Source organism: Stenotrophomonas sp. GW821-FHT01H02A, assembly GCF_059422145.1.
In genome coordinates this window covers 157,154-180,192 of the sequence record NZ_JBWKWI010000005.1, presented here as the reverse complement: position 1 = coordinate 180,192, position 23,039 = coordinate 157,154, and the positions used below count along the sequence as shown (strand labels likewise).

The 23,039-nt window shown below is 67.4% G+C and carries 19 protein-coding genes and 2 tRNA genes; 15 read left to right on the top strand and 6 right to left on the bottom strand.

Going from position 1 to position 23,039, the window contains the following annotated elements; translation table 11 throughout:
* Nucleotides 1–262 precede the first annotated feature (262 nt).
* The 10 genes from pstS (at nt 263) to rnt (ending at nt 8,300) form a co-directional block, all read left to right on the top strand.
* On the top strand, nt 263–1,354 hold the full coding sequence (gene pstS, locus AC07WC_RS09705; protein WP_495209810.1) for a phosphate ABC transporter substrate-binding protein PstS: 1,092 nt from the start codon (nt 263–265) through the stop codon (nt 1,352–1,354).
* An 84-nt stretch (nt 1,355–1,438) separates the two neighbouring features.
* Nucleotides 1,439–2,407 (top strand): phosphate ABC transporter permease subunit PstC, encoded by a 969-nt coding sequence (gene pstC / locus AC07WC_RS09700; RefSeq protein WP_495209809.1) that lies wholly within the window; start codon nt 1,439–1,441, stop codon nt 2,405–2,407.
* Nucleotides 2,407–3,273: a phosphate ABC transporter permease PstA gene (gene pstA / locus AC07WC_RS09695; protein ID WP_019185893.1), complete on the top strand. Its 867-nt coding sequence runs from the start codon at nt 2,407–2,409 to the stop codon at nt 3,271–3,273. Before pstC ends, pstA begins: the two co-directional genes overlap by 1 nt.
* Before the next feature lie 19 nt (nt 3,274–3,292).
* Nucleotides 3,293–4,123 (top strand): phosphate ABC transporter ATP-binding protein PstB, encoded by an 831-nt coding sequence (pstB, locus tag AC07WC_RS09690; protein ID WP_019185894.1) that lies wholly within the window; start codon nt 3,293–3,295, stop codon nt 4,121–4,123.
* Between the two features lie 65 nt (nt 4,124–4,188).
* Nucleotides 4,189–4,896, top strand: a complete 708-nt coding sequence (gene phoU / locus AC07WC_RS09685) for a phosphate signaling complex protein PhoU (RefSeq protein WP_495209808.1) — start codon at nt 4,189–4,191, stop codon at nt 4,894–4,896.
* 218 nt (nt 4,897–5,114) lie between these two features.
* Complete coding sequence (locus AC07WC_RS09680) at nt 5,115–5,462, top strand: HvfA family oxazolone/thioamide-modified RiPP metallophore (protein ID WP_495209807.1); 348 nt, start codon at nt 5,115–5,117, stop codon at nt 5,460–5,462.
* Complete coding sequence (locus AC07WC_RS09675) at nt 5,449–6,321, top strand: HvfB family MNIO-type RiPP peptide maturase (protein WP_495209806.1); 873 nt, start codon at nt 5,449–5,451, stop codon at nt 6,319–6,321. The genes AC07WC_RS09680 and AC07WC_RS09675 overlap by 14 nt, the downstream gene beginning before the upstream one ends.
* Nucleotides 6,314–7,096 carry an HvfC family RiPP maturation protein gene (locus AC07WC_RS09670; protein ID WP_495209805.1) on the top strand — a complete coding sequence of 261 codons (783 nt, stop codon included), beginning with the start codon at nt 6,314–6,316 and terminating at the stop codon, nt 7,094–7,096. The genes AC07WC_RS09675 and AC07WC_RS09670 overlap by 8 nt, the downstream gene beginning before the upstream one ends.
* Nucleotides 7,093–7,602, top strand: a complete 510-nt coding sequence (locus tag AC07WC_RS09665) for an HvfX family Cu-binding RiPP maturation protein (RefSeq protein WP_495209804.1) — start codon at nt 7,093–7,095, stop codon at nt 7,600–7,602. The genes AC07WC_RS09670 and AC07WC_RS09665 overlap by 4 nt, the downstream gene beginning before the upstream one ends.
* Before the next feature lie 110 nt (nt 7,603–7,712).
* A complete protein-coding gene (gene rnt, locus AC07WC_RS09660) occupies nt 7,713–8,300 on the top strand; it encodes a ribonuclease T (protein WP_495209941.1) in 588 nt (195 codons plus the stop codon).
* 6 nt (nt 8,301–8,306) lie between these two features.
* Here the strand turns inward: rnt and AC07WC_RS09655 are convergent, their stop codons facing one another.
* From AC07WC_RS09655 to AC07WC_RS09645, 3 genes are all read right to left on the bottom strand, one after another.
* A complete protein-coding gene (locus AC07WC_RS09655) occupies nt 8,307–11,279 on the bottom strand; it encodes a two-component regulator propeller domain-containing protein (protein WP_495209803.1) in 2,973 nt (990 codons plus the stop codon).
* A 209-nt stretch (nt 11,280–11,488) separates the two neighbouring features.
* Nucleotides 11,489–12,904, bottom strand: a complete 1,416-nt coding sequence (locus AC07WC_RS09650) for an ATP-binding protein (protein WP_495209802.1) — start codon at nt 12,902–12,904, stop codon at nt 11,489–11,491.
* On the bottom strand, nt 12,901–13,629 hold the full coding sequence (locus AC07WC_RS09645) for a response regulator (RefSeq protein WP_495209801.1): 729 nt from the start codon (nt 13,627–13,629) through the stop codon (nt 12,901–12,903). Before AC07WC_RS09645 ends, AC07WC_RS09650 begins: the two co-directional genes overlap by 4 nt.
* A 172-nt stretch (nt 13,630–13,801) precedes the next feature.
* Between AC07WC_RS09645 and AC07WC_RS09640 the strand changes: the two genes are divergently transcribed.
* Genes AC07WC_RS09640 through AC07WC_RS09630 form a run of 3 tightly spaced genes read left to right on the top strand, consistent with a single transcriptional unit; the run spans nt 13,802 to nt 18,473 of the window.
* Nucleotides 13,802–15,070, top strand: a complete 1,269-nt coding sequence (locus tag AC07WC_RS09640) for an efflux RND transporter periplasmic adaptor subunit (protein WP_495209940.1) — start codon at nt 13,802–13,804, stop codon at nt 15,068–15,070.
* Entirely contained in the window at nt 15,067–17,037 is a 1,971-nt protein-coding gene (locus AC07WC_RS09635; RefSeq protein ID WP_495209800.1) for a MacB family efflux pump subunit, read from the top strand. Before AC07WC_RS09640 ends, AC07WC_RS09635 begins: the two co-directional genes overlap by 4 nt.
* Nucleotides 17,034–18,473: an efflux transporter outer membrane subunit gene (locus AC07WC_RS09630; RefSeq protein ID WP_495209799.1), complete on the top strand. Its 1,440-nt coding sequence runs from the start codon at nt 17,034–17,036 to the stop codon at nt 18,471–18,473. Before AC07WC_RS09635 ends, AC07WC_RS09630 begins: the two co-directional genes overlap by 4 nt.
* Nucleotides 18,474–18,562: 89 nt before the next feature.
* On the opposite strand, the gene rlmB is transcribed toward AC07WC_RS09630, so the two are convergent.
* From rlmB to rnr, 3 genes are all read right to left on the bottom strand, one after another.
* Nucleotides 18,563–19,309, bottom strand: a complete 747-nt coding sequence (gene rlmB / locus AC07WC_RS09625; protein ID WP_019184367.1) for a 23S rRNA (guanosine(2251)-2'-O)-methyltransferase RlmB — start codon at nt 19,307–19,309, stop codon at nt 18,563–18,565.
* 97 nt (nt 19,310–19,406) lie between these two features.
* Nucleotides 19,407–19,883 (bottom strand): GFA family protein, encoded by a 477-nt coding sequence (locus AC07WC_RS09620; RefSeq protein WP_495209798.1) that lies wholly within the window; start codon nt 19,881–19,883, stop codon nt 19,407–19,409.
* Nucleotides 19,884–20,000: 117 nt separating this feature from the next.
* Nucleotides 20,001–22,469: a ribonuclease R gene (gene rnr / locus AC07WC_RS09615; protein ID WP_495209797.1), complete on the bottom strand. Its 2,469-nt coding sequence runs from the start codon at nt 22,467–22,469 to the stop codon at nt 20,001–20,003.
* 127 nt (nt 22,470–22,596) lie between these two features.
* On the opposite strand from rnr, the gene AC07WC_RS09610 reads away from it, so the two are divergent.
* A tRNA-Leu gene (locus AC07WC_RS09610) sits at nt 22,597–22,683 on the top strand.
* Nucleotides 22,684–22,858: 175 nt separating this feature from the next.
* Nucleotides 22,859–22,945, top strand: a tRNA-Leu gene (locus AC07WC_RS09605).
* The last annotated feature ends 94 nt before the right edge of the window (nt 22,946–23,039 follow it).

The following is a 23,039-nucleotide window of genomic DNA, read 5'->3' as shown; positions in this document are numbered from 1 at the left end:
ACCGTTGGTCGGCACGCGTCGCCCCCGACGCAACCAACCGGACAGTGCAATGGCGCCGGAGGGACCTCTCTCCCCCTTCCGGCGCCATCGGGCGCGGACCGCAAGGTTCCGCGCCTTTTTGTTGCCTGCCTCCGAAAGGTCGACCCTTGTGCCGCAAGGCTTTGCGTGCGCTCGGTCACGGCGTCATCAAGCTGTAACAAAAACATCATTTCATAGTCGCGTCGCCGAAAAGACCGGCCCTTATCCCGCTATGGAGTGACGCATGAAACTGCACACGGCCAGCATCGCCGCCCTTTCCCTGGCCATCGCGCTGGGTCTTTCCGCCTGCAAGCCGGGCGCTGAAGGCCAGGCCGCCGCGCCGGCCACCGACGCGCCCGCCGCCGCCCCGGCCGCTGGCGACCGCCTGACCGCCGAGATCTCCGGCGCCGGTGCGTCCTTCATCTTCCCGCTGGTGTCCAAGTGGTCGGCCGACTACAACGCTGCCACCGGCGCCAAGATCAATTACCAGTCGATTGGTTCCGGTGGCGGCATCGCCCAGATCAAGGCCGGTACCGTTGATTTCGGTTCTTCCGACAAGCCGCTGAGCAGCGAAGAGCTGGCCCAGGCCGGCCTGGGCCAGTTCCCGTCGGCGATCGGCGGCGTGGTGCCGGTGGTCAACATCGAGGGCCTGGAAGCCGGCAAGCTGCGCCTGAGCGGCGCGCTGCTGGCCGATATCTTCCTGGGCAAGGTCAAGACCTGGAACGACCCGGCGATCGTCGCCGCCAACCCGGGCGTCAAGCTGCCGGACGGCAAGATCACCCTGGTCCACCGTTCGGATGGTTCGGGCACCACCTTCAACTTCTCCAACTACCTGTCCAAGGTCAGCCCGGACTGGAAGAGCAAGGTCGGCGAAGGCACCTCGGTGCAGTGGCCGGACGGCGTGGGTGGCAAGGGCAACGAGGGCGTGGCCTCGTACGTGAAGCAGATCAAGGGCTCGATCGGTTACGTCGAACTGGCCTACGCGCTGCAGAACGGCATGCCGTACGCATCGATGCAGAACGCCGCCGGCAACTGGGTGCAGCCGAGCGCGGAGACCTTCGCCGCGGCAGCCGCCAGCGCCGATTGGGCCAGCGCCAAGGACTTCAACCTGGTCATCACCAATGCCCCGGGCGACCAGGCATGGCCGATCACCGCCACCAACTTCATGCTGATGCACAAGCAGCCCAAGGATGCCCAGCGCAGCAAGGACACCCTGGCCTTCTTCAAGTGGGCCTTCGAGAAGGGCCAGGCCCAGGCCAACGAACTGCACTACGTGCCGCTGCCGGCCGAACTGGTCACCCAGATCGAAGCGTACTGGACCAGCGAGTTCAAGTAAGCCAGACAGCGGGCCTGCCCAGCGCAGGCCCGCTTTCCTCGCCGCACCACCCTGCCGAACCACCATCGGGCCCCCGCCTCAGCCATGAATGCCATCGCCCAGCCTGTCCCCGCACCGTCCATCCGCGACCTGCGTGATGCCCGCAACGACACACTGTTCCGCTGGGTCCTGATCGCCACCGTCATCCTGGTGCTGGTCGCCCTGGCCTGCGCCGCACTCTCCATGCTGTGGGGCGGCCGCCATGCCCTGCAGGAGCAGGGCCTGAGCTTCTTCTACTCGTCCGAATGGAATCCGGTCGAGAACAAATTCGGTGCGCTCGCACCGATCTACGGCACCCTCGTCACCGCCCTGATCGCGATGGTCATCGCCGTCCCGGTGAGCTTCGGTATCGCCTTCTTCCTGACCGAGGTCGCCCCGCGCTGGCTGCGTGGCCCGGTCGGTACCGCCATCGAACTGCTGGCCGGTATCCCGTCGATCATCTACGGCATGTGGGGTCTGTTCGTCCTCGTCCCGGTGATGACCGAGTACGTCACCCCGTTCCTCAACGATCACCTGGGCACGCTGCCGATCATCGGCCCCCTGTTCCAGGGCCCGCCGCTGGGCATCGGCGTGCTGACCGCCGGGTTCGTGCTGGCGATCATGGTGATCCCCTTCATCTCCTCGGTGATGCGCGAAGTGTTCCTGACCGTGCCGACCCGCCTGAAGGAATCGGCCTATGCGCTGGGCTCCACCAAATGGGAAGTGAGCTGGGACATCGTGCTGCCCTATACCCGCTCGGCGGTGATCGGCGGCATCTTCCTTGGCCTGGGCCGCGCCCTGGGTGAAACCATGGCGGTGGCCTTCGTGATCGGCAACAGCGTGCGCCTGTCGCCCTCGCTGCTCGAGCCGGGCACCACGATCGCCGCCCTGATCGCCAACGACTTCGGCGAAGCCACCGAGACCTACCGCTCGGCGCTGCTGCTGCTCGGCTTCGTGCTGTTCATCGTGACCTTCGTGGTGCTGGCGATCGCCCGCCTGATGCTGATGCGCCTGGCCCGCAAGGAGGGCAACTGATGTCCACCGCCAACGCCCAACCGCTGTACCTGCGCCGCCGCATCGTCAACGTGGTCGCGCTGCTGATGTCCTGCCTGACCGCGCTGTTCGGCCTGTTCTTCCTCGGCTGGATCCTGTGGACGCTGGCCTCCAAGGGCCTGGCCGGGATCAACCTGGACCTGTTCACCAAGATGACACCGCCGCCGATGCAGGAAGGCGGCCTGGCCAATGCGTTCTTCGGCAGCGCCGTGATGTGCGGCCTGGCGATCGCGATCGGCACCCCGCTCGGCGTGCTCGCCGGCACCTGGCTGGCCGAGTACGGCAACTTCCGCAAGGCCGGCACCGTGGTCCGTTTCGTCAACGACATCCTGCTCTCGGCGCCGTCGATCGTGCTGGGCCTGTTCGTCTACACCCTGTACGTGATGCAGACCGGTGGCCAGTTCTCGGCCTTCGCCGGTGCGCTCTCGCTGGCCTTCATCGTGCTGCCGGTGGTGGTGCGGACCACCGATGAAATGCTGCGCCTGGTGCCCTCGCAGATGCGTGAAGCGGCGCTGTCGCTAGGCATCCCGCAGTGGAAGGTGACGGTGCAGGTGCTGTACCGCAGCGCCGCCGCCGGCATCGTGACCGGCATCCTGCTGGCGCTGGCCCGCATCTCGGGTGAGACCGCGCCGCTGCTGTTCACCGCCTTCGGCAACCAGTACTGGAACAGCAACGTGTTCCAGCCGATGGCCTCGGTGCCGGTGGTGATGAACCAGTTCGCCGGCAGCCCGTATGAATCCTGGCAGGTGCTGGCCTGGGCCGGCGCGCTGGTGCTGACCGTGTTCGTGCTGCTGGTCAGCCTTTCCGCGCGCGGCATCCTGCTGCGCAACCGTATCTCCCATGACTGACCTTTCCACGGACATCGCCATGAACGATCTCTCCAACGCCGTGCCGATGCAGCGCATCGTGGTCCCGGCCTCGCATGAAAACCTGCAGACCCCGGCGCCGATCAAGCTGGCCGCACGCGGGCTGGATTTCTACTACGACAAGTTCCATGCGCTGAAGGGCATCGACCTGGAGATTCCGGAAAAGCGCGTCACCGCGCTGATCGGCCCCTCCGGCTGCGGCAAGTCGACCCTGCTGCGCATCTTCAATCGCATCTATGCGCTGTACCCCAAGCTGGAAGCGCGCGGTGAGGTGTTGCTGGACGGGGAGAACATCCTCTCGCCGAAGTACCCGATGAACCGCCTGCGCAGCAAGGTCGGCATGGTGTTCCAGAAGCCGGTGCCGTTCCCGATGACCATCTTCGAGAACGTGGCCTATGGCATCCGCCATCACGAGAAGCTGTCCAAGTCGGAAATGACCGACCGCGTCGAACAGGCCCTGCGCCAGGGCGCGCTGTGGGACGAGGTGAAGGACAAGCTCAACCAGAGCGCGCTGGGCCTGTCCGGTGGCCAGCAGCAGCGCCTGTGCATCGCGCGCGCCGTGGCCCTGCGCCCGGACGTGCTGCTGCTCGACGAGCCGACCTCGGCGCTGGACCCGATCTCCACCAGCCGCATCGAGCAGCTGGTCGAAGAGCTCAAGCACGATTACACGATCGTGATCGTGACCCACAACATGCAGCAGGCCGCGCGCGTGTCCGACTACACCGCCTTCATGTACCTGGGCGACCTGATCGAACACGACCGCACCGAAGTGATTTTCTCGCAGCCCAACAAGCAGCAGACCGAGGATTACATCACCGGTCGTTTCGGTTGATCGGTGCTGTCCCCTCACCCAATGTCCCAGCCAGGCATGGCCTGGCGCTACCCGGATTGCAGACCATGAATCTTCCCAACGACCACATCGTCAAGAGCTACGACGAAGAACAGCAGCGCCTGATGGCCGAGATCGTGCGCATGGGCGAGATGGCCGTCGCCCAGCTGGAGGCGTCCATGGACGTCATCGAGAAGCGTGATGAGAACGCCGCCCAGCGCATCATCGCCAACGATGAAGCCATCGACGCGCTCGAACAGCACATCAGCCACGACGTCATGCGCCTGGCGCTGCGCGGGCCGATGGCGCGCGACCTGCGCGAGATCCTGGCCGGCCTGCGCATTCCGGCCGACATCGAACGCATCGGCGATTACGCCGCCAACGTGGCCAAGCGCTCGATCGCCCTGAGCAAGGTGCCGCCGCTGCCGCAGATCCAGGGCCTGCGTGCGCTGGGCCGGCTGGCGGCCCAGCAGGTACGCCGTGCGATCGAAGCCTACCGCGACAACGACGCCGCCGCGGCGCTGGAACTGCGCGACGACGACGCGCGCCTGGATGCGCAGTACACCGCGCTGTTCCGCGAGCTGCTGACCTACATGATGGAAGACCCGCGCAACATCACGCCCTGCACCCACCTGCTGTTCATGGCCAAGAACCTGGAGCGCGTGGGCGACCATGCCACCAACATCGCCGAGAACGTGTGGTTCCTGGTGCATGGCGAGCAGGCGCTGCCGCCGCGCGAGAAGCGCGACGAGACCAGCAGTACCGATCACGTCTGAGCGCTTTGCCTCAAAAACGGAAAGCAAACGCCGCTGCCTTCGGGTGGCGGTTTTTTTTGGCCGGAGCGTCCGGGCGCTCCGGGAATGACGCGCTACACTTCACGAAACGTTGAATCCTGTGTGAGGATTCGATGAGCCCGGCCGGTCCACCATGGCCGCACCTGCTGCCCCCACGCAGCCATCCCGGGCCCCGGCCCATTTCCAAGGAGATCCACCCGATGAGCACACCCACCCGTTCGCTCTCCCTATTGGCGGCCACTGCGCTGGCCGCCGGCCTGGGCGTCACCGCCTCGGCCTCCGCGTTGAGCATGACCGACCTGGCCCAGGGCTACCTGGTCGCGGGCCAGGCGGCGACCAAGGTAGCTGAAGGCAAGTGTGGCGAAGGCAAATGCGGTGCGCATGGCGACAAGGCGGCCGCCGGCGCCAAGACCGCCGAAGGCAAGTGTGGGGAAGGCAAGTGCGGAGCCGACAAGGGCAAGGCCGCCGACCCCAAGGCGAAGACCGCTGGCGACAAGAAGACAGCGGAAGGCAAGTGCGGCGAAGGCAAGTGCGGTGCCAAGCACTGACCTCCTCACCCAGGGCCTGGACCGGTCGCCGCTGCCTGCGGCGGCGACCGGACTTGGCTTGCGCCGTGCCCTGCTGCAGGACCTGCGGAATGCGCCGGCAGGCGATGTCGACTTCCTGGAATGCGCGCCGGAAAATTGGATCGGTGTCGGCGGACCGGCCGGCGAAGCACTTGCCGAACTGGCCACGCGCCATCCGCTCACCTGCCACGGCTTGTCGCTCTCGCTGGGCAGCACCGCGCCGCTGGACACCGCCCTGCTCGGACAGGTAGGACGCTTCCTGGACCGGCACTCGGTGCCGCTCTACAGCGAGCACCTGAGCTACTGCAGTGATGACGGCCACCTCTACGACCTCCTGCCGATTCCCTTCACCGAGGAAGCGGTGCGCCACACCGCAGCGCGCATCGCCCGCGTACAGGATCTGCTCGGCCGTCGCATCGCGGTGGAAAACGTCTCCTATTACCTCGCCCCGGAACCGGCCATGGACGAACTGGCCTTCACCACGGCGGTGCTCGCCGAAGCCGATTGCGATCTGTTGCTGGACGTCAACAACGTCTACGTCAACGCCTGCAACCACGGCTACGATGCCGATGCCTTCATCGCCGGGCTGCCTGCCGCGCGCGTCGTCTGCCTGCATGTGGCCGGCCACCTCGACGAGGCCCCTGACCTGAAGATCGACACCCACGGCAGCGCAGTGATCGACCCGGTCTGGGATCTGCTTGCGCGTACCTACGCCCGCATCGGCGCGCGCCCGACCCTGCTGGAACGCGACTTCAATTTTCCGCCCTATGCCGAACTGCGCGGCGAACTGCAGACCATCCGCCGGCTGATGGCCGTCCATGCCGGAGGCCGGCATGACTGACGCCCCGGCCCGCCTGCACGCGCAGCAGCGCGCCTTCACCGCGCACCTGCGTGACCCTGCCCGGATCGCCGCACCCACGGGGTTGGACCCGCGCCGGCTGGGCATCTACCAGCGGTTGGTATTCAACAACGTGCTGGGGTTGCTCGGCAATGGCTTCCCGGTCTGCGTGCGCCTGCTCGGCGAGACGACGTGGGCCATGCTCATCCGGCGTTTTTTTGCCGGGCACCCGGCGCAGACGCCGTTGTTCACCGAACTGGCCGCCGAGTTCGTGCAGTGGCTGCAGCACCAGACCACGCTGCCGCATCCGGCACTGGCCGAACTGGCGCATTACGAATGGGTGGAAACCGCGCTGTACCAACTGGAGGCGCAGCCGCTCCCGCCCGCGCCCGGTCTGAACCCGATGCACGCGCCGCTGCAGCGTTCGCCGCTGGCCTGGCCACTGCTCTACCGCTGGCCGGTGCATCGGCTCGGTACCGATGATGCCCCCTCGCTGCCCGCCCCCGAACCCACCGGGTTGCTGGTCCGGCGAGATCCAGATGGCCAGGTCCGCTTCGCCGCGGTCAGCCCGATGGCCGCCGATCTGCTCGAGCAGATCGGCCAGCATCCCGGCAACACCGGCAGCACCTACCTGCAGCAGCTTGCGCAGGCGCACGGGATGGCGACCGATGCGCTGCTCCTGCCCGGCGCCGCCCTGCTGCGCCAATTCCACGACAGCGGCGTGATCGGGCCTGTCGCGCCCGTTTCCTGCCCCTCCACCAAGGAAGTACCTCCATGAAGTCACTGCATCTGGTCGCCCTGCGCGACCGGCTGGATCGTCTCGGCCCGTGGTTGGCCCCGCTCGGCCTGCGCCTGCTGATGGGCTGGGAATATTTCGAGTCCGGCCGCGAAAAACTGCGCGGCCAGAACTGGTTCGAAGACCTGCAGCAGGCCTTCCCGTTCCCGTTCGACCAGTTGCCGGCCGCGCTCAACTGGCAGCTGGCCACCTGGTTCGAACTGGTCGGCGCGGTGTGCCTGCTGCTCGGGCTGGGCACACGCCTGGCGGCCAGCAGCCTGCTGGTGCTGACCGTGGTCGCCACCGCCGCCGTGCACTGGCCGATGCACTGGAATGGGTTGGCCGAGCTGGCGATGGGCTATGTCATCACCGACCAGGGCTTTGGCAACTTCAAACTGCCGCTGCTGTTCATGGCCATGCTGCTGCCGCTGGCCCTGCAGGGTGCCGGCCCGTTGAGCCTGGATCAGGCGCTGCGCCGCGGCCGCGGGCGCACGCCGGCACTGGCCTGAGCGCGGGGGCGTACAGGTCGCTCTGCTAAACTGGGGCGATGACTGACGACCTCCCCCGCTCCGACGCGCCGGCTGCTGCCGACGCACTGCCCGCTGCCGCCCAGCGCTTGATGGCAACCCGCTTCCGCGGTTTCCTGCCGGTGGCGGTGGACGTGGAGACCGGTGGATTCGATTCTGATCGCCACGCGCTGCTGGAGATCGCCGCGGTGCCGATCGAAATGGACGAGAACGGCCTGCTCTATCCCGGACAGACCGCCAGCGCCCATGTGGTGCCGGCCGAAGGCCTGGAGATCGATCCCAAGTCGCTGGAGATCACCGGCATCATCCTGGATCACCCGTTCCGGCTGGCCAAGGTCGAGCGCGACGCGCTGGACCACATCTTCGCCCCGATCCGGGCGGCGATGAAGAAGTACGGCTGCCAGCGCGCGATCCTGGTCGGGCACAACGCCCACTTCGACCTGGGCTTCGTCAATGCGGCGGTCAACCGGACCGGCCACAAGCGCAACCCGTTCCACCCCTTCAGCGTGTTCGATACCGTGACCCTTGGCGGCATCGCCTATGGCCAGACCGTGCTGGCCCGCGCGTCCACTGCGGCCGGGCTGGGCTGGGATGCCGATGAGGCGCACAGCGCGGTGTACGACACCGAGCAGACCGCCAAGCTGTTCTGCAAGGTCGCCAACAGCTGGCCGCGCGCCTGAGTGGCATCAGCCGATGGCGGTCCGATCGCGTCCTTCACTCTTGGCCCGGTACAGCGCGCGGTCGGCGCGCTGGTAGAGCAGCATCGGGGTGCGGTCGGCGGCATCCAGTTCGACCAGGCCGGCGCTGAAGGTCACCGTCAGGCCCGCAATGCCCGCCCAGTCCGTATGGTCATGGAACAGCCCGCGCAGGCGCGCGCAGACCTGGGCGGCTTCATCCAGACGGGTGTCATTGAGCAGCAGCGCGAACTCTTCACCACCGGTACGCGCCGGCATGTCCGAATCGCGGCAGGCCGCTGCCAGCAGACGCGCCACTTCCACCAGCACCACGTCGCCCACCGAGTGGCTGTGGCGGTCGTTGACTTCCTTGAAGTGGTCGATGTCCAGCACCACCAGGCACAGGGGATGGTGGCTGCGCTGGGAGCGCGCGAAGTCGCGCGCCAGCGCTTCATCGAACGCACGCCGGTTGGGCAGCCCGGTCAGGGCGTCCTCGCGGGCCTGCCGCTCGAACGCCTCGGCCTGCACCGCCAGCCGGTCGGCCAGTTCGGTCTTTTCCAGGTTCAAGGCCTGCAGGTTCACCGTCTGCGTCTGCAGATCCAGCGTGGCTTCCTGCACCATCCGCGCCAGCCGCACGTTGCTGGCCTTGTAGCGGTTGATCAGATACCGGTACAGCGCCACCAGCCCGGTCAGCAACAGCAGCGCAGCGACCAACTGCACGCTGTGCCGCTGCCACAGGAACGGCTCCACCGTGAACGCCCAGACCGCCTCGCTGTCGCCCCAGGCACCGCCCGGATGCGCGGCGGACACGTGCAGCGTGTAATCGCCCGGCGGCAGGCCGATGAACTCCACGCTGCGCTGCTGGCCACGTTCGATCCAGCCCTTGTCCAGGCCATCCAGGCGGGTGCGGTAACGAATGCGCTCGGAAAGCAGATAGCTCAGGCCGACGTAGCTCACGCTCAGGCGGCGGCCACCAGGAATGGAATTGTGATCACTGCCCTGCCAATGCAGGGGCGCACCGTCGACCTGCACGTTCTCGATCACCGCCGGCGGCGCCAGCCGCTCACGGAAGCGCTGCAGGCGCAGCGGATCCACCGTACTCAGGCCACCGGCGGTCACCACCCAGAACGTGCCGTCCTGGCGCAGGATCGCCGACGGCCCCGAGCTGCCGTTGGCCTGTGAGTTGGCCATGCCGTCGATTTCGTTGTAGTGCTCGACCTCGACCCGTGCGGCGCGCCCGTCCGCCACGGCATTGAGCATCGCCATGTCGGTGCGCAGCACGCCGCGGTTGCTGCTGATCCAGACGTTGCCGACCCGGTCGGGCACCAGCTGGAACACCGTATCCACCGGCATGCCCTGCTCCAGGCCGACCCGCGCGAGCTTGCCGTCCTGGTAGCGGTACAGGCCGCGGTCGGTGCTGATCCACATCGCATCGCCGATCTGCTGGAAGCCGAACACACTGCGGCCGCCACCCAGCGGCTGCAGGTCGATGCTCTGCACGCGGTCGCGGCGCAGCACCCGGATGCCCTCGATGGTGCCGATCCACAGGGCGCCGTCGCCGTCATGCGCCAACGCAGTGATCAACCCGGTCGGCATCCCCGCGATCGGCGGCTGTTCGACCTTGCCGGCCTCGATGCGGATCACGCCTTTCTGGGTCCCGGCCCAGACCACCCCGTCACGATCGATGCTGATCGCGCGGATGTTGCCACCCGGCAGGCCTTCGGCACTGCCAAAATCGCGCAGGCGCTGGCCCTGGTCGTTGATCCGGAAAATGCCGTCGCCGAAGGTACCTACCCACAGCGTGCCCTCGCGATCCTGTGCCAGGCTCAACACCGACGGACTCTTGCCGACATTGTTGCGCAGCGGCACCGGGCTGAAGCGCCCCTGCGGGTCGCGCCGGTCCAGGCCGCTGGCGCTGCCGATCCAGAGCTGGCGTTGGCGGTCCTCGAACACGGTGCGCACATAGTCGCCACTGAGTCCGTCGCGCTCGGTGAAGCTGCTGAACAAGGTTTCGCGCAACCGGTACAGGCCGCCGTTGGCACCGACCCAGATACTGCCCTCGGCATCCTCGCGCAGGCTGACCACGCGCCCGCCAGGCAGCGACAGCCCGGCCGGCAACCGTTCCAGCCCGTGCCGCGACAAGCGCAGCAGGCCCTGGTTCTCGGTGCCCAGCCACAGGTCGCCGTGGCGGTCCTGCAGCATCGCGGTGATATGGGTCACGCCCGGCAGGCGGTGCAGCAGCAGCGGCACACCGTCCTGCATCCGGTAGATACGCTCGCCGGCCACCACCCACATCACCCCGTCGGGCGCGCGATATGGCCAGACCAGTCCGCGCCCCAGCCCCCAGTTGTCCGGCGCGCGGCGCAGCACGCCATCGGTGTCACGCACCACCAGCCCGTCGAGCGTGCCGACCCAGACCCGGTCCTGCGCATCGACGACCAGCTTGGTGAAGCTCATCGCCATCGGCACATCGGCCGGCGGCTTGCAGTACTCGAAGGTTCCGTCCGCACCGAGGCTGCCGATGCCATTGCCTTCGTAGAGCAACCACAGGCGTCCGTGGCTGTCCATCTGCATGGCCTGGATCAGCACCTGTGGCGTATCGGCGCGGTGTTCCCATACCTGCCAGCGACCGTCCGCGCCGCGCCGGGTCACATTGCCGCGCGAGTCACTGATCCACAGCCCGCCACTGCGATCCACGAACAGCGCGCCGACGCCGTTGTCACGCAGGCCGGGCGTGGTGCTGCGGTCGAAGACAGTGAAGTCCAGGCCGTTGTAGCGGACCAGGCCTTCCCAGGTGGCGAACCACAGATGCCCTTCGGGGGTCTGGGCGATGTCACGCAGGGAGTTGTGCGGCAACCCGTTGCGCGACGTCCATACATCGATCGCATAGTCACGCAGCGGCGGCGGCCCGTCCTGGGCCGAGAGCGACCAGGGAACCGCGCACAACAGCATCAGCCACAGCACGGCCGCCTGCAGCGTCGGCATGCCCGGGAACTTCAGTTGTGCCGGCCGCCACCGGTTCCTGCCCCCCCGATCGCTCATCCGTGTGGATCAGCCTTGGGCAGGCGCCGTGCGCATGGGGGGAACGGCCGTGCACCAGCGCGGGGGCTGGCAGAGTCGTACGCTCTCATGGGGGAGACGCTGCAAAGAGATGCCCATAGTAGGCAAATCCTGGCGTGTTGGGGGAGCCCGCGTCAGCTGCCGCGAGGTCCCGCGGCCGCCCGCGCAGGCGCGCTCCAGCGCACGATGGCCTCCAGCCCCCCCTGCGGATGGTTGCGCAGGTGCAGGCTGGCACCGTCCTTCTCGGCCAACGCGCGGGCGATGGTCAGCCCCAGCCCGGCCCCGCCGGTCTGGCGCGAGCGCGAGGTTTCCAGCCGTACGAACGGGTCGAATACGGCCTCCAGTTCGTCCTCGGCCAGGCCCGGGCCACTGTCGCGGATGCGGACCACCACATCGTCGCCGATCTGCTCCACCCGCACCCGCGCCGCCTGGCCGTACATGACCGCGTTGTCGACCAGGTTGGAAAACAGGCGGTGCATCGCCAGCGGGCGCAGCATCAGCACCGCACCGCTCGGCTGCGCGAACTGCACATCGGCACCGGCCTCGGCGGCATCCTCGACGATGCTCTCCAGCAGCGAATCCAGGTCCAGTGCGGCACGCTGCTCGGCGCTCTCGGCACTGCGGGCCAGCTCCAGGCCTTCGCGGATCAGTGCCTGCATCGCGCCGAGGTCGCCGATCAGGCGTTCGCGCAGGGCCTCGTCGCTGACGTTTTCCAACCGCAGGCGCAGGCGCGTCACCGGGGTCTGCAGGTCGTGGGTGATCGCGGCCAGCATCTGGGTACGCTCGCCCAGGTGACGCTGCAGGCGCTTCTGCATCGCGTTGAAGGCCTCCGCGGCGCGGCGGACTTCCAGCGGACCGGTGACCGGCATGGGCGCACCCTGCAGGTCGTCGCCGAGCGCGGCGGCGGCGGCGGCCAGACGTTGCAGCGGCGCACTGGCCATCCGCGCCACGATGTACGCCAGGATCGCGATCGCCACCACCAGCAGGGTCAGGAACAGCGGGTCCACGGCAAGCACGCCATTGTGTGCGACCGCCGGGGAATCCAGCGCCAGCCGCAACGGCGTGCCGTCGGTCAGCTGCAGGGTCACCACCCGGCACTTGGGTGGGATGAAGGCTGGATCGCGCTCGCGTGGCGGGTGCCGCATCTTGTCCTTGTCGCGCGGCGGCGGCAGCAGCTCCGGCAGCCGCGGCAGACAGGAGCGGAACGAGGTGAACGCCACCTGGCTGCTCGCCACCGGCCCGGGCCGGTCGTCCAGGATCTCCATCAACGCGGCATCGGGCCGGCCGATGCGCGCGCCCTCCGGGAGCTGCCGCACACTCGGCCCACCGCTGGTGAGCAGGCGCTGGCGCAGTTCCGGATTGCCATCGAGCAGGTTCACGAACCCCTGCAGGCGGTCGGCGATGCGGTTGAGGTTCTGCCGTTCGAATTCCTGCTGGCGCTTGGTGCTGGCCAGCATGGTCGCGCCGATCGCGGCCACGCTCATGCCCAGCAGCAGGATGACGAACAACCGCCCCACCATCGAGGAAAAGAAGCGGCGCACGCGGTTCATTCCAGGGTGACCGCCGCCGCGAGCACGTAGCCTTCGTTGCGTACGGTCTTGATCAGGCCATCGCTGCCGCCATCATCGGCGAGCTTGTTGCGCAGCCGGCTGACCTGCAGGTCGATCGCGCGGTCCTGTGACTCGTAATTGCGGCCGCTGCTCAACGAGACAAGCTGCTCGCGCGACAACACCTTGTTGGCGTGTCCGACGAAAACGCGCAGCAGGCGGAACTCGGCTCCGGACAGCACCACCACGCGACCATCCGGATCGACCAGGTGGCGATGTTCCAGATCGAACACCCAGCTGGAGAAACGCGCGCGGCGGATCGCCAGCGGCTCCAGGTTGGCCGGCAGGGCTTCGGTGCGGCGCAGTACGTTACGAATGCGCGCCAGCAGTTCGCGCGGTTCGAACGGCTTGGCCAGGTAATCGTCGGCGCCCATCTCCAGGCCCAGTACCCGGTCGATCGGCTCGCTGCGTGCGGTCAGCATGATCACCGGCGTGCTCGAGCGCGCGCGCAGATCGCGGCACAGGGTCAGGCCGTCTTCGCGCGGCAGATTGAGGTCGAGCACGATCAGGTCCACGTGCTCGCGCTCCAGCAGCTGGCGCATGCCCTGGCCATCGCTGGCGGTGCTGACCAGGTAACCGGCGCGGCCGAGCTGCTCGGCGAGCAGGTGGCGGATATCGTTGTCGTCATCGACGATCAGCAGTCTATGCATGCTGTTGGCAGTCTCCATGCGGCGATCATCCCCTGTCGGGAGCTGAACCGCATCTCCTGGTTTGCGTACGTCTGTTTCAAAGGGTGATGCGGATACACAACGAAATGCGTGGTGCGCCGCATCGATACATCTTGGTACACGGCGAGCATTGAGCCGACGGTGAACGATCTTCACAATGCTGACAACGCCGATGCACCGGCCTGCCGAGTTGACGATCATCGTGAAGCCCCGTTTGCCCAGAACCCGTCGTGCCCGCCTCCTGCTGCTGCTCGTGGCCCTCGTCCTGGTCGCTGCGATTGTGGCATGGATGCTGCGCAAGCCGGCCGCGCCCACCCTGGCCACCTCTCCGGTAAGCCGCGGCGACATTGAACAGACCGTGGAAGCCACCGGCGTGATCGACGCCTACAAGCTGGTCAGCGTGGGTGCGCAGGCCTCCGGCCAGATCAAATCGCTGAAGGTCCAGCTGGGCGATACCGTCAAGGAGGGCGACCTGATCGCCGAGATCGACGCGACCACCCAGCAGAACCAGGTCCTCAACGCGCAGGCCTCGCTCGACCAGGTCAAGGCACAGCGCGCGGTGCAGCAGGCCAGCCTGCGCGAAGCCGAGCTCGAGTTCGCGCGCCAGCAGCAGATGCTGGCTGCCGAGGCCACCTCGCGCGCCGAGTTCGACGCGGCCGACGCCCAGCTCAGGACCGCACGTGCCCAGATCCAGTCCTTCGATGCGCAGATCAAGGGCCGCGAGACCGAGCTCGGCACCGCCCGCGCCAACCTGGCCTACACCCGCATCACCGCACCGATGGACGGCACCGTGGTGGCGGTGGTCGCCGAAGAGGGCCGCACCGTCAACGCGAACCAGACCGCACCGACCATCGTGATGCTGGCCCGGCTGGACCTGGTCACGGTCAACGCCGAGGTCTCCGAAGCGGACGTGGTCAAGATCAAGGCCGGCATGCCGGTGTACTTCACCACGCTGGGTGAGCCGGACCGCAGATTCCACGCCACGCTGCGCCAGATCAATCCGGCGCCCTCCTCGATCGCCAACGACAGCTCGAGCAGCTCCAGTTCGTCCAGTTCCAGTTCCAGCACCGCGGTGTATTACAACGCGTTGTTCGACGTGGAAAACCCGGACGGCACGCTGCGCATCGACATGACCGCGCAGGTGTCGGTGATGCTCAAGCAGGCCAAGGACGTGCTGATCATCCCGGCAGTCGCGCTGGGCCCGAAGACCCGAGACGGGCAGTACATGGTGCGCGTGGCCGATGCCGATGGCATGCCGGCGCCGCGCAAGGTCAAGATCGGCATCAACAACGGCGCCAATGCCGAAGTGCTGTCCGGGCTGGCGGAGGGCGACAAGGTCATCGTCGGCGAAGGCGGCGGCCTGCAGGGCACCGGCGGCGGCAACCGTGGCGGCGGCGCGGTGCGGATCGGCGGCCCCGGCATGGGCGGGCCGCGCCGATGAGCAGCGCCTCGACGGTCACGCCGCTGCTTCGGCTGCGTGACCTGCGCCGCGAGTTCCCGGCGGGCGATGACACCATCGCGGTGCTGCGCGATGTCAACCTGGACATCGCCGCCGGCGAGATGGTGGCCATCGTCGGCCAGTCCGGTTCGGGCAAGTCCACGCTGATGAACATCCTGGGCTGCCTGGACCGCCCCACTCGCGGCAGCTACCAGGTCGCCGGCCGCGAAACCGGCCGCATGGAGCCGGACGAACTGGCCGAACTGCGCCGTGAGCATTTCGGCTTCATCTTCCAGCGCTATCACCTGCTCGGCGATCTGGACGCGCGCGCCAATGTCGCCGTGCCCGCCGTGTATGCCGGCAGCCCCGGCCCGGTGCGCACCGCGCGTGCCGAACAGCTGCTGCAGCGACTCGGCCTGGGCGACCGCATGAACCACAAGCCGGGCCAGCTTTCCGGTGGCCAGCAGCAGCGCGTGTCGATCGCACGGGCGCTGATGAACGGTGGCGAGGTGATCCTGGCCGATGAACCGACCGGGGCGCTCGATACGAAGTCCGGAGAGGAAGTCATGGGCATCCTCGGCGAACTGCATGCCGAGGGCCACACCATCATCATCGTGACCCACGACATGAGCGTGGCCGAACACGCCCAGCGCATCATCGAGATCCGCGATGGCGAGATCATCGCCGACCGCACCAATCCGAATGCACCCAGCTACCGTGCGCAGCGCCAGCCCACCGTCGCTGCGGGCAAAGGCCACAGCTGGCGGGCCGCGCGCGACCGCTTCACCGAAGCGTTCCGGATGGCGTTGCTGGCGATGAACGCCCACCGGCTGCGCACCTTCCTGACCATGCTCGGCATCATCATCGGCATCGCCTCGGTGGTCTCGGTGGTGGCGATGGGCAACGGCTCCCAGCAGCAGATCCTGCAGAACATCAGCGCACTGGGCACCAACACCATCGATGTGTATCCCGGCCGTGGCTTCGGCGACATGCGCTCGGCCCGGGTGCAGACCCTCAAGGCCAGCGACGCGGACGCGCTCGGCCGGCAGAGCTACATTGACAGTGCGACGCCCAGCGTGTCCTCCTCGGTGACCGCGCGTTACCGCAACCAGTCGGCCACCGCACAGGTCAACGGGGTGGGCGAGCAGTTCTTCCGGGTCAAGGGCTTGACCCTGCTGGCCGGCAGCTTCTTCGATACCGACGCGGTGCGCAGCCTCGCCCAGGTGGCGATCATCGATGAGAACACCCGCACCCAGTTCTTCCCGAATGGCGAAAACCCGGTCGGCCAGGTGATCCTGCTCGGCAACGTGCCGGTGCGCGTGGTCGGGGTGGCGCAGCGACAGAGCTTCGGTTTCGGCGGCAGCACGAGCTTGAGCGTATGGGTGCCGTACACCACGGTGATGTCCCGCATGCTGGGCCAGAGCCATGTCTCCAGCATCACCGTGCGCGTGGACGATGCCACCCCGATGGATGCCGCGCAGGCCGCGATTTCCAAGCTGCTGATCATGCGCCACGGCACCGAGGATTTCTTCCTCAGCAACAGCGCCGAGATCCGCCAGACCATCGAGCAGACCACCCGCACGATGACCCTGCTGATCAGTGCGATCGCCGCGATCGCGCTGCTGGTCGGCGGCATCGGCGTGATGAACATCATGCTGGTGTCGGTGACCGAACGCACCCGCGAGATCGGCGTGCGCATGGCCGTCGGCGCGCGGCAGAGCGACATCCGCCAGCAGTTCCTGATCGAGGCGGTGCTGGTCTGCCTGCTCGGCGGCCTGCTCGGCGTCGGCCTGTCACTGGTGGTCGGTTGGCTGTTCGGCAGGTTCGCGCCGGACTTCCAGATGCTGTTCTCGACCGCCTCCATCGTGGCGGCCTTTGCCTGCTCCAGCCTGATCGGCGTGGCGTTTGGTTTCCTGCCGGCCCGCAATGCCGCCCAACTTGATCCCGTGGAGGCGCTGGCGCGCGAATGAAGATTTCTCCTGCTCTGCTGCACTCGGTTCCGCTGCGCCCGCTGGCCCTTGCCTGCGTGACCGCGCTGGTGTTGTCCGGCTGCGTCAGCACCGGCCGCTATCAGGTCGATGCACCGACGGTCCCGGCCACCTATGGGCGTGGCGATGCCACCTTGAACACCCCCACCGAAGCGGTCACCGCACAGCCCCATGCCGCCGCCACGGATGTCCGCAGCGATGCCTGGTGGACCCAGTTCGGTGACCCCGGCCTGGATCGCGTGATCGATCGCGCCCTGGCCGCCAACACCGACCTGGCCTCGGCCGGGCTGGCCGTGCAGCGCGCGCGCCTGCAGGCCGGCCTCGCCGACAACGCGCTGTGGCCACAGCCCTCGGGCAGCGTCAGCAGCAGTGGCAACCGACCGATCGACCAGAGCGCGGACTGGAACCGCAGCAGCTCGGCGGGCGTGTCCCTGCAGTGGGAGATCGACCTGTGGGGCCGCCTGCGCGCCCAGCGCGACATCGCCCAGTGGGAAGCCCAGGCCAGCCAGGAAGACCTGCAGAACACGGCGCTGTTGGTGATCAGCGACGTGGCCACGCAGTACTGGACGCTGGCGTTCCTCAATCAGTCGATCACCGCCGGCCAGGCCAATCTGGACCGTCTGCAGCGCACTCGTGAGCTGGTCCAGGCCCGCTTCGATGCCGGTGCGGTCTCGCGGCTGGACGTGCGCCAGGCCGTGCAGAGCCTGGAGGCACAGCGCGCCGCGCAGAGTGCGCTGGAGCAGCAGCGTGTCGCCGCGCGCAACGCACTGAGCGTGCTGTTGGACGGCCAGCCACTGGCGGCGGCCGACGAACCGCAGCAGCTGGAGCGCGTGGGCAGCCCGGTGATCGCCGAAGGCCTGCCGGCCGACCTGCTCGGCCGCCGCCCGGACCTGCGCGCCGCCGAGTTGCGCCTGCGCAACAGTCTGAAGGCGATCAAGGTCACCGCGACGCAGTACTACCCCGCGCTGAGCCTCACCGGCAGCGTCGGCACCGGCGCCACCTCGCTGTCGGACGTGCTGAAGAATCCGGTGGCCACACTGGGCGCAGGGGTGTCGCTGCCGTTCCTCAATGTGCGCCAGGCGCAGTTGAATACCCGCCTGGCCGGCACCGATTACCAGATCGCTGCCAACGGCTTCCGCCGCACGCTGTACACCGCGCTGTCGGAAGTGGACAACGCCCTCTCGGCGCGCACGCAGTTCGCCACGCAGGTGGCGGCCTCGCAGGCGTCCTACGACGAAGCGGTGGAGATCGAGCGGATGTACGAGGTGCGCTACCGGGTCGGTGCCACCGACCTGCGCACCTGGCTGGAAGCGCAGCAGACCCGGCGTGATGCGGAGCTGTCGCTAGCGTCGGTGAGGCAGCGCCAGTTGATCAACGATGTCACGCTGTTCAAGGCATTGGGCGGCAGCGCGGGCTGACGGCGGGGGGTAGAGCCGACCGTTGGTCGGCTGCTCTACGCGGCAGGACGGCAGCCGACCAACGGTCGGCTCTACCCCCCGCGTGGGGATTACAGGCCGCGCTGGCGGACGGCTTCGAACAGGCTCACGCCGGTGGCGACGGAGACGTTCAGGCTCTCGATATCGCCCGGCATCGGAATCTTGACCAGGCCATCGCAGTTTTCGCGGGTCAGACGACGCAGACCGTCGGCTTCGCCGCCCAGCACCAGCGCCACGTTGCCCTTGAGGTCGATCGCGTACAGCGACTCGGTGGCTTCACCGGCCAGGCCGTAGATCCACACGCCCAGCTTCTGCAGGTCCTTCAGGCAGCGCGAAAGGTTGGTCACCTGCACCACCGGAATACGGTCGGCCGCACCGGCCGAGGTCTTGCGCACGGTCGCGTTGACCGAGGCCGACTTGTCCTTGGGAATGATCACCGCCGTGGCACCGGCGGCCGCCGCGCTGCGCAGGCAGGCGCCGAGATTATGTGGATCCTGGACTTCATCAAGGATCAGCAGCAGGGCCTTGCCCTCGGCCGCTTCGACCAGCCCTTCCAGCTCGTTCTCGCCCCAGGTCCGCGCGGCCTGGTAGCGCGCCGCCACGCCTTGGTGACGCACCGAACCGCCCACACCGTCCAGCGCCTGGGTGTTCACCTTGCGCACGTCGATGCCCTTGCGGCGTGCGTTTTCCTCGATCTCGGTCAGACGCGGGTTCTTCGCACCGGCCTCGATGAGGACCTCGCGGACGTTCTCGGCATCATTCTCGATCGAGGAGGCGACGGCGTTGACGCCGACGATCCACTGGCTTTGCTTGCTCATTGCGGGGGGCGGGACCGGTAAAGGGGTTGGTAATGGTAGAGCATCAAGGCCCACCCTGCCCTGCCGGGCGTTCACGGGGGGCGTTCACGGCCGGCCTTCAGCCCGGCGGCCAGTCCGTGGTGTCGTGGTCCGGATGCTGGTGGGAAACGATATGCAGCAGGAACTCCCCGGCCTCGGCATCTTCCTCGCTGCGCAGCGCGCTGAGTGCGCCCAGCCGGTCCACGAACGGCAGCTTGGCCTCGATCCCGTACTGGATCGTCGGCGGCAGGCGGGCGGGTTCGTCGAAAGCGCCAGCCGCGATCGCCACCCCATCCGGGGCTTCGTAGGTCAGCGGGGTACCACAGTCGGCGCAGAAGCCGCGCTGGACCATGTTGGAGGACTGGAAACGCCGGGGCTCACCGCGGGTCCAGCGGAACTCGCTGCCACGCACCGACACCAGGGGAGCGTAGTACGCGCCGAAGGCCTTCTGGCACATCCGGCAATGGCAGATCGAGCTGTGGGCCAACTCACCCACCACGTGGAAGCGGATCGCACCGCACTGGCAGCCGCCGCTGTATTCGGGGAGGGACGGCATGGGATCGCTCCGACGGGGTCCGTGGGAAACACCATGTCCACCCACGGGGGCGGGTGGACGGTGTGCCGACCGACGGTCGGCACTACCGCGTACCGGCCGTGGGCCGGTGCGCGTCGATCAATACTTCTGCTTCTGACGCTTGGCCGGCTGGCCGCGTCGCGGCAGCTCGGGCAGCGCATCGTCCTTCACTTCAACCAGGCGGAAGTCGATCTTGCGCTCTTCCATGCTGGCCTTGAGCACCAGGATCCGTACCCGGTCACCGAGACGGTAGATCTTGCCGCGGCGCTCGCCGTTGAGCGTCTTGCGCACCGCGTCGAACTGGTAATAGTCGTGCGGCAGCTGGGTCACGTGGACCAGGCCATTGACCTTGGATTCGTCCAGTTCCACGAACAGGCCGAAGCTGGTCACGCCACTGATCACGCCGTCGAACTGGCCACCGACGTGCTTTTCCATCCACGCGGCGCGGTAGCGCTCGTCGACTTCGCGCTCGGCTTCGTCGGCACGACGCGCACGCTCGGAGCACTGCAGGGCCAGTGCCGCCATCTCGCGCGGCGAGTAGGTGAACTTCTCCGGCGCCGCGCCGCTGAGCGCGTGCTTGATCGCACGGTGCACCAGCAGATCGGGGTAGCGGCGGATCGGCGAGGTGAAGTGCGCGTACGCATCCAGTGCCAGGCCGAAGTGGCCCAGATTGTCCGGCGAATACACCGCCAGGCTCTGGCTGCGCAGCAGCACCGACTCCAGCAGGGCCGCGTCCGGGCGGTCGCGCACCTTCTTGAGCAGCTTGGTGAAATCGGCCGGCTGCACCTTCGACCACGGCGGCAGGCTCAGCTTGAATTCCTTGAGGAACTCGAGCAGATCGGCGTACTTGGATTCCGGCGGGCGCTCATGGTCACGGAACGGCGCCGGTACGTGCTTGGCCAGCAGGTAGCGCGCAGCCTGCACGTTGGCCGCGATCATGCATTCTTCGATCAGCTTGTGCGCATCGTTGCGCACCATCATCCCGGCCTGGGTGACTTCGCCGGTGTTGTCCAGCACGAAGCGTACTTCAGAGGTTTCAAACTCGATCGCACCGCGGCGGGTACGGGCCTTGGCCAGCACGTGATACAGCTGGTACAGGCGATCGACCTGCGGCATCAGCGGACCGATCGCCTTGCGCGCGGCCGGGTCGTTCTCACCCACCGCTTCCCAGACCTGGTTGTAGGTCAGGCGCGCATGCGAGTTCATCACCGCTTCGTAGAAGCGCGAATGGATCACCTCGCCCTCGCGGTTCACCTGCATGTCGCAGACGAAGCACATCCGGTCGACCTTGGGCATCAGCGAGCAGATGCCGTTGGACAGCGTTTCCGGCAGCATCGGCACCACGAACCCCGGGAAGTAGACCGAGGTCGCGCGCTTCTGCGCTTCATCATCCAGCGGCGTACCGGGACGCACGTAGTTGGACACATCGGCGATCGCCACGACCAGGCGGAAACCCTCGGCATTGGGTTCGCAGTAGACCGCGTCGTCGAAATCCTTGGCATCCTCGCCATCGATGGTGACCAGCGGTGTGTTGCGCAGGTCTTCGCGGTGGCCGATCTGTTCCGGGGTGACCACCATCGGCACCGCGGTGGCTTCAGCCAGCACCTCGGCCGGGAACTCGAACGGCAGTTCGTGGCCGTGGATGGCGGTTTCCACCACCAGCGAAGCGGTCAGCTTGTCGCCGAGCACGGCGATGATGCGGCCGATCGGGGGACGGCGGGTGTCCGGCGCCTGGGTCAGCTCGCAGACCACCAGCTGACCATCGCGGGCATCGCCGGTCTGGTCGGGCGGGATCTGCACGTTGCGCTGCACGCGCTTGTCATCGGGCACCACGTAGTTGATGCCGAACTCGACGCTGAAACGGCCGATCAGGCGGCTCATGCCGCGCTCGAGCACACGCGAAATGCTCGCCTCGCGGCGACCACGACGATCGATGCCGGTCACGTTCACCAGCACGCGGTCGCCATGCAGCACCTTGCGCATTTCGAACGGCGGCAGGAACAGATCGTCGCCGCCTTCGACCGGGCGCAGGAAGCCGAACCCTTCCGGGTTGGCGATCACCACGCCGGTGATCAGGTTGACCGCCTGCAGCGGCGCGAAACCGCCACGGCGGTTCTGCACCAGCTGGCCATCACGGCACATCGCGCCCAGGCGCTTGCCCAGCGCATCGGCACGGTCCGGCTCGGTCAGGCCGAGGTGGATGGCGATCTCTTCGGCGGTCTGCGGGCCATCGCAGCGGTCGAGCAGCTGCAGGATCGCCTCGCGGCTGGCGATCGGCTGCGCATAACGTTCGGCCTCGCGGGCGGCGAAGGGATCCAGCTGGACCTCACCGTCCAGCGGGGTCGGATGCGGGCGGCGGCGGGTCGGGATCGGCCCCGCGTGAGCGGGCTTGGGGCCCCGCTTGTTGCCACGCGGCGGCTCGGGGGTGTTCAGGGATTCGGGCATCCAGGGTGGCAGCTTGCCGGCCTTCTTGGCGGCAGCGCGGGGCTTGCCCGACGGACCGGCTGCCTTCTTGGGCGCCGGGGACTTGGGGGCTTTCGCGCCCTGGGTCGGTTTCTTTGGTTTCATTGACCTCAATAGTAACCGCTGCGGGTGTGCAGAACCGGTCAGCGCCACGCCCGTGCAGGATTGTGAAGAAATTTCACAAAACCGTTGACAAGCCTCCCGGACATGCCCAGAATTCGCCCCCTGAGTCGCCCAGGTGGCGGAATTGGTAGACGCACTAGCTTCAGGTGCTAGCGGGGGCAACTTCGTGGAGGTTCGAGTCCTCTCCTGGGCACCATGACTCGGAAAATGATCAAACCCGCGCAAGCGGGTTTTTTCGTTTCTGCGCGTCATGCAACGCACGAATCGCGCGGCATGGATCGAGATGACGCTGCATCGCACTTCAAATGAAATTTTCTGCGAAATCCTGTTGACACAATTCCGGATCTCCCGCAGAATTCTCCTCCTGAGTCGCCCAGGTGGCGGAATTGGTAGACGCACTAGCTTCAGGTGCTAGCGGGGGCAACTCCGTGGAGGTTCGAGTCCTCTCCTGGGCACCATGACTCGGAAAATGATCAAACCCGCGCAAGCGGGTTTTTTCGTTTCCGGGCTCCGTCAATGCGCGGCCCGCCCGCCGTCAGCGCGCAACCGACG

What these genes read in the sequence shown, in the direction of transcription:
- AC07WC_RS09665 (WP_495209804.1), top strand. Translation starts at nt 7,093, where the DNA reads ATGAAGTCACTGCATCTGGTCGCCCTGCGCGACCGGCTGGATCGTCTC.
- rnt (WP_495209941.1), top strand. Translation starts at nt 7,713, where the DNA reads ATGGCAACCCGCTTCCGCGGTTTCCTGCCGGTGGCGGTGGACGTGGAG.
- AC07WC_RS09670 (WP_495209805.1), top strand. Translation starts at nt 6,314, where the DNA reads ATGACTGACGCCCCGGCCCGCCTGCACGCGCAGCAGCGCGCCTTCACC.
- AC07WC_RS09645 (WP_495209801.1), bottom strand. Translation starts at nt 13,629, where the DNA reads ATGGAGACTGCCAACAGCATGCATAGACTGCTGATCGTCGATGACGAC.
- pstB (WP_019185894.1), top strand. Translation starts at nt 3,293, where the DNA reads ATGAACGATCTCTCCAACGCCGTGCCGATGCAGCGCATCGTGGTCCCG.
- pstA (WP_019185893.1), top strand. Translation starts at nt 2,407, where the DNA reads ATGTCCACCGCCAACGCCCAACCGCTGTACCTGCGCCGCCGCATCGTC.
- AC07WC_RS09650 (WP_495209802.1), bottom strand. Translation starts at nt 12,904, where the DNA reads ATGAACCGCGTGCGCCGCTTCTTTTCCTCGATGGTGGGGCGGTTGTTC.
- pstC (WP_495209809.1), top strand. Translation starts at nt 1,439, where the DNA reads ATGAATGCCATCGCCCAGCCTGTCCCCGCACCGTCCATCCGCGACCTG.
- AC07WC_RS09620 (WP_495209798.1), bottom strand. Translation starts at nt 19,883, where the DNA reads ATGCCGTCCCTCCCCGAATACAGCGGCGGCTGCCAGTGCGGTGCGATC.
- AC07WC_RS09635 (WP_495209800.1), top strand. Translation starts at nt 15,067, where the DNA reads ATGAGCAGCGCCTCGACGGTCACGCCGCTGCTTCGGCTGCGTGACCTG.
- AC07WC_RS09680 (WP_495209807.1), top strand. Translation starts at nt 5,115, where the DNA reads ATGAGCACACCCACCCGTTCGCTCTCCCTATTGGCGGCCACTGCGCTG.
- rlmB (WP_019184367.1), bottom strand. Translation starts at nt 19,309, where the DNA reads ATGAGCAAGCAAAGCCAGTGGATCGTCGGCGTCAACGCCGTCGCCTCC.
- AC07WC_RS09630 (WP_495209799.1), top strand. Translation starts at nt 17,034, where the DNA reads ATGAAGATTTCTCCTGCTCTGCTGCACTCGGTTCCGCTGCGCCCGCTG.
- AC07WC_RS09640 (WP_495209940.1), top strand. Translation starts at nt 13,802, where the DNA reads ATGCACCGGCCTGCCGAGTTGACGATCATCGTGAAGCCCCGTTTGCCC.
- pstS (WP_495209810.1), top strand. Translation starts at nt 263, where the DNA reads ATGAAACTGCACACGGCCAGCATCGCCGCCCTTTCCCTGGCCATCGCG.
- rnr (WP_495209797.1), bottom strand. Translation starts at nt 22,469, where the DNA reads ATGAAACCAAAGAAACCGACCCAGGGCGCGAAAGCCCCCAAGTCCCCG.
- AC07WC_RS09655 (WP_495209803.1), bottom strand. Translation starts at nt 11,279, where the DNA reads ATGCCGACGCTGCAGGCGGCCGTGCTGTGGCTGATGCTGTTGTGCGCG.
- phoU (WP_495209808.1), top strand. Translation starts at nt 4,189, where the DNA reads ATGAATCTTCCCAACGACCACATCGTCAAGAGCTACGACGAAGAACAG.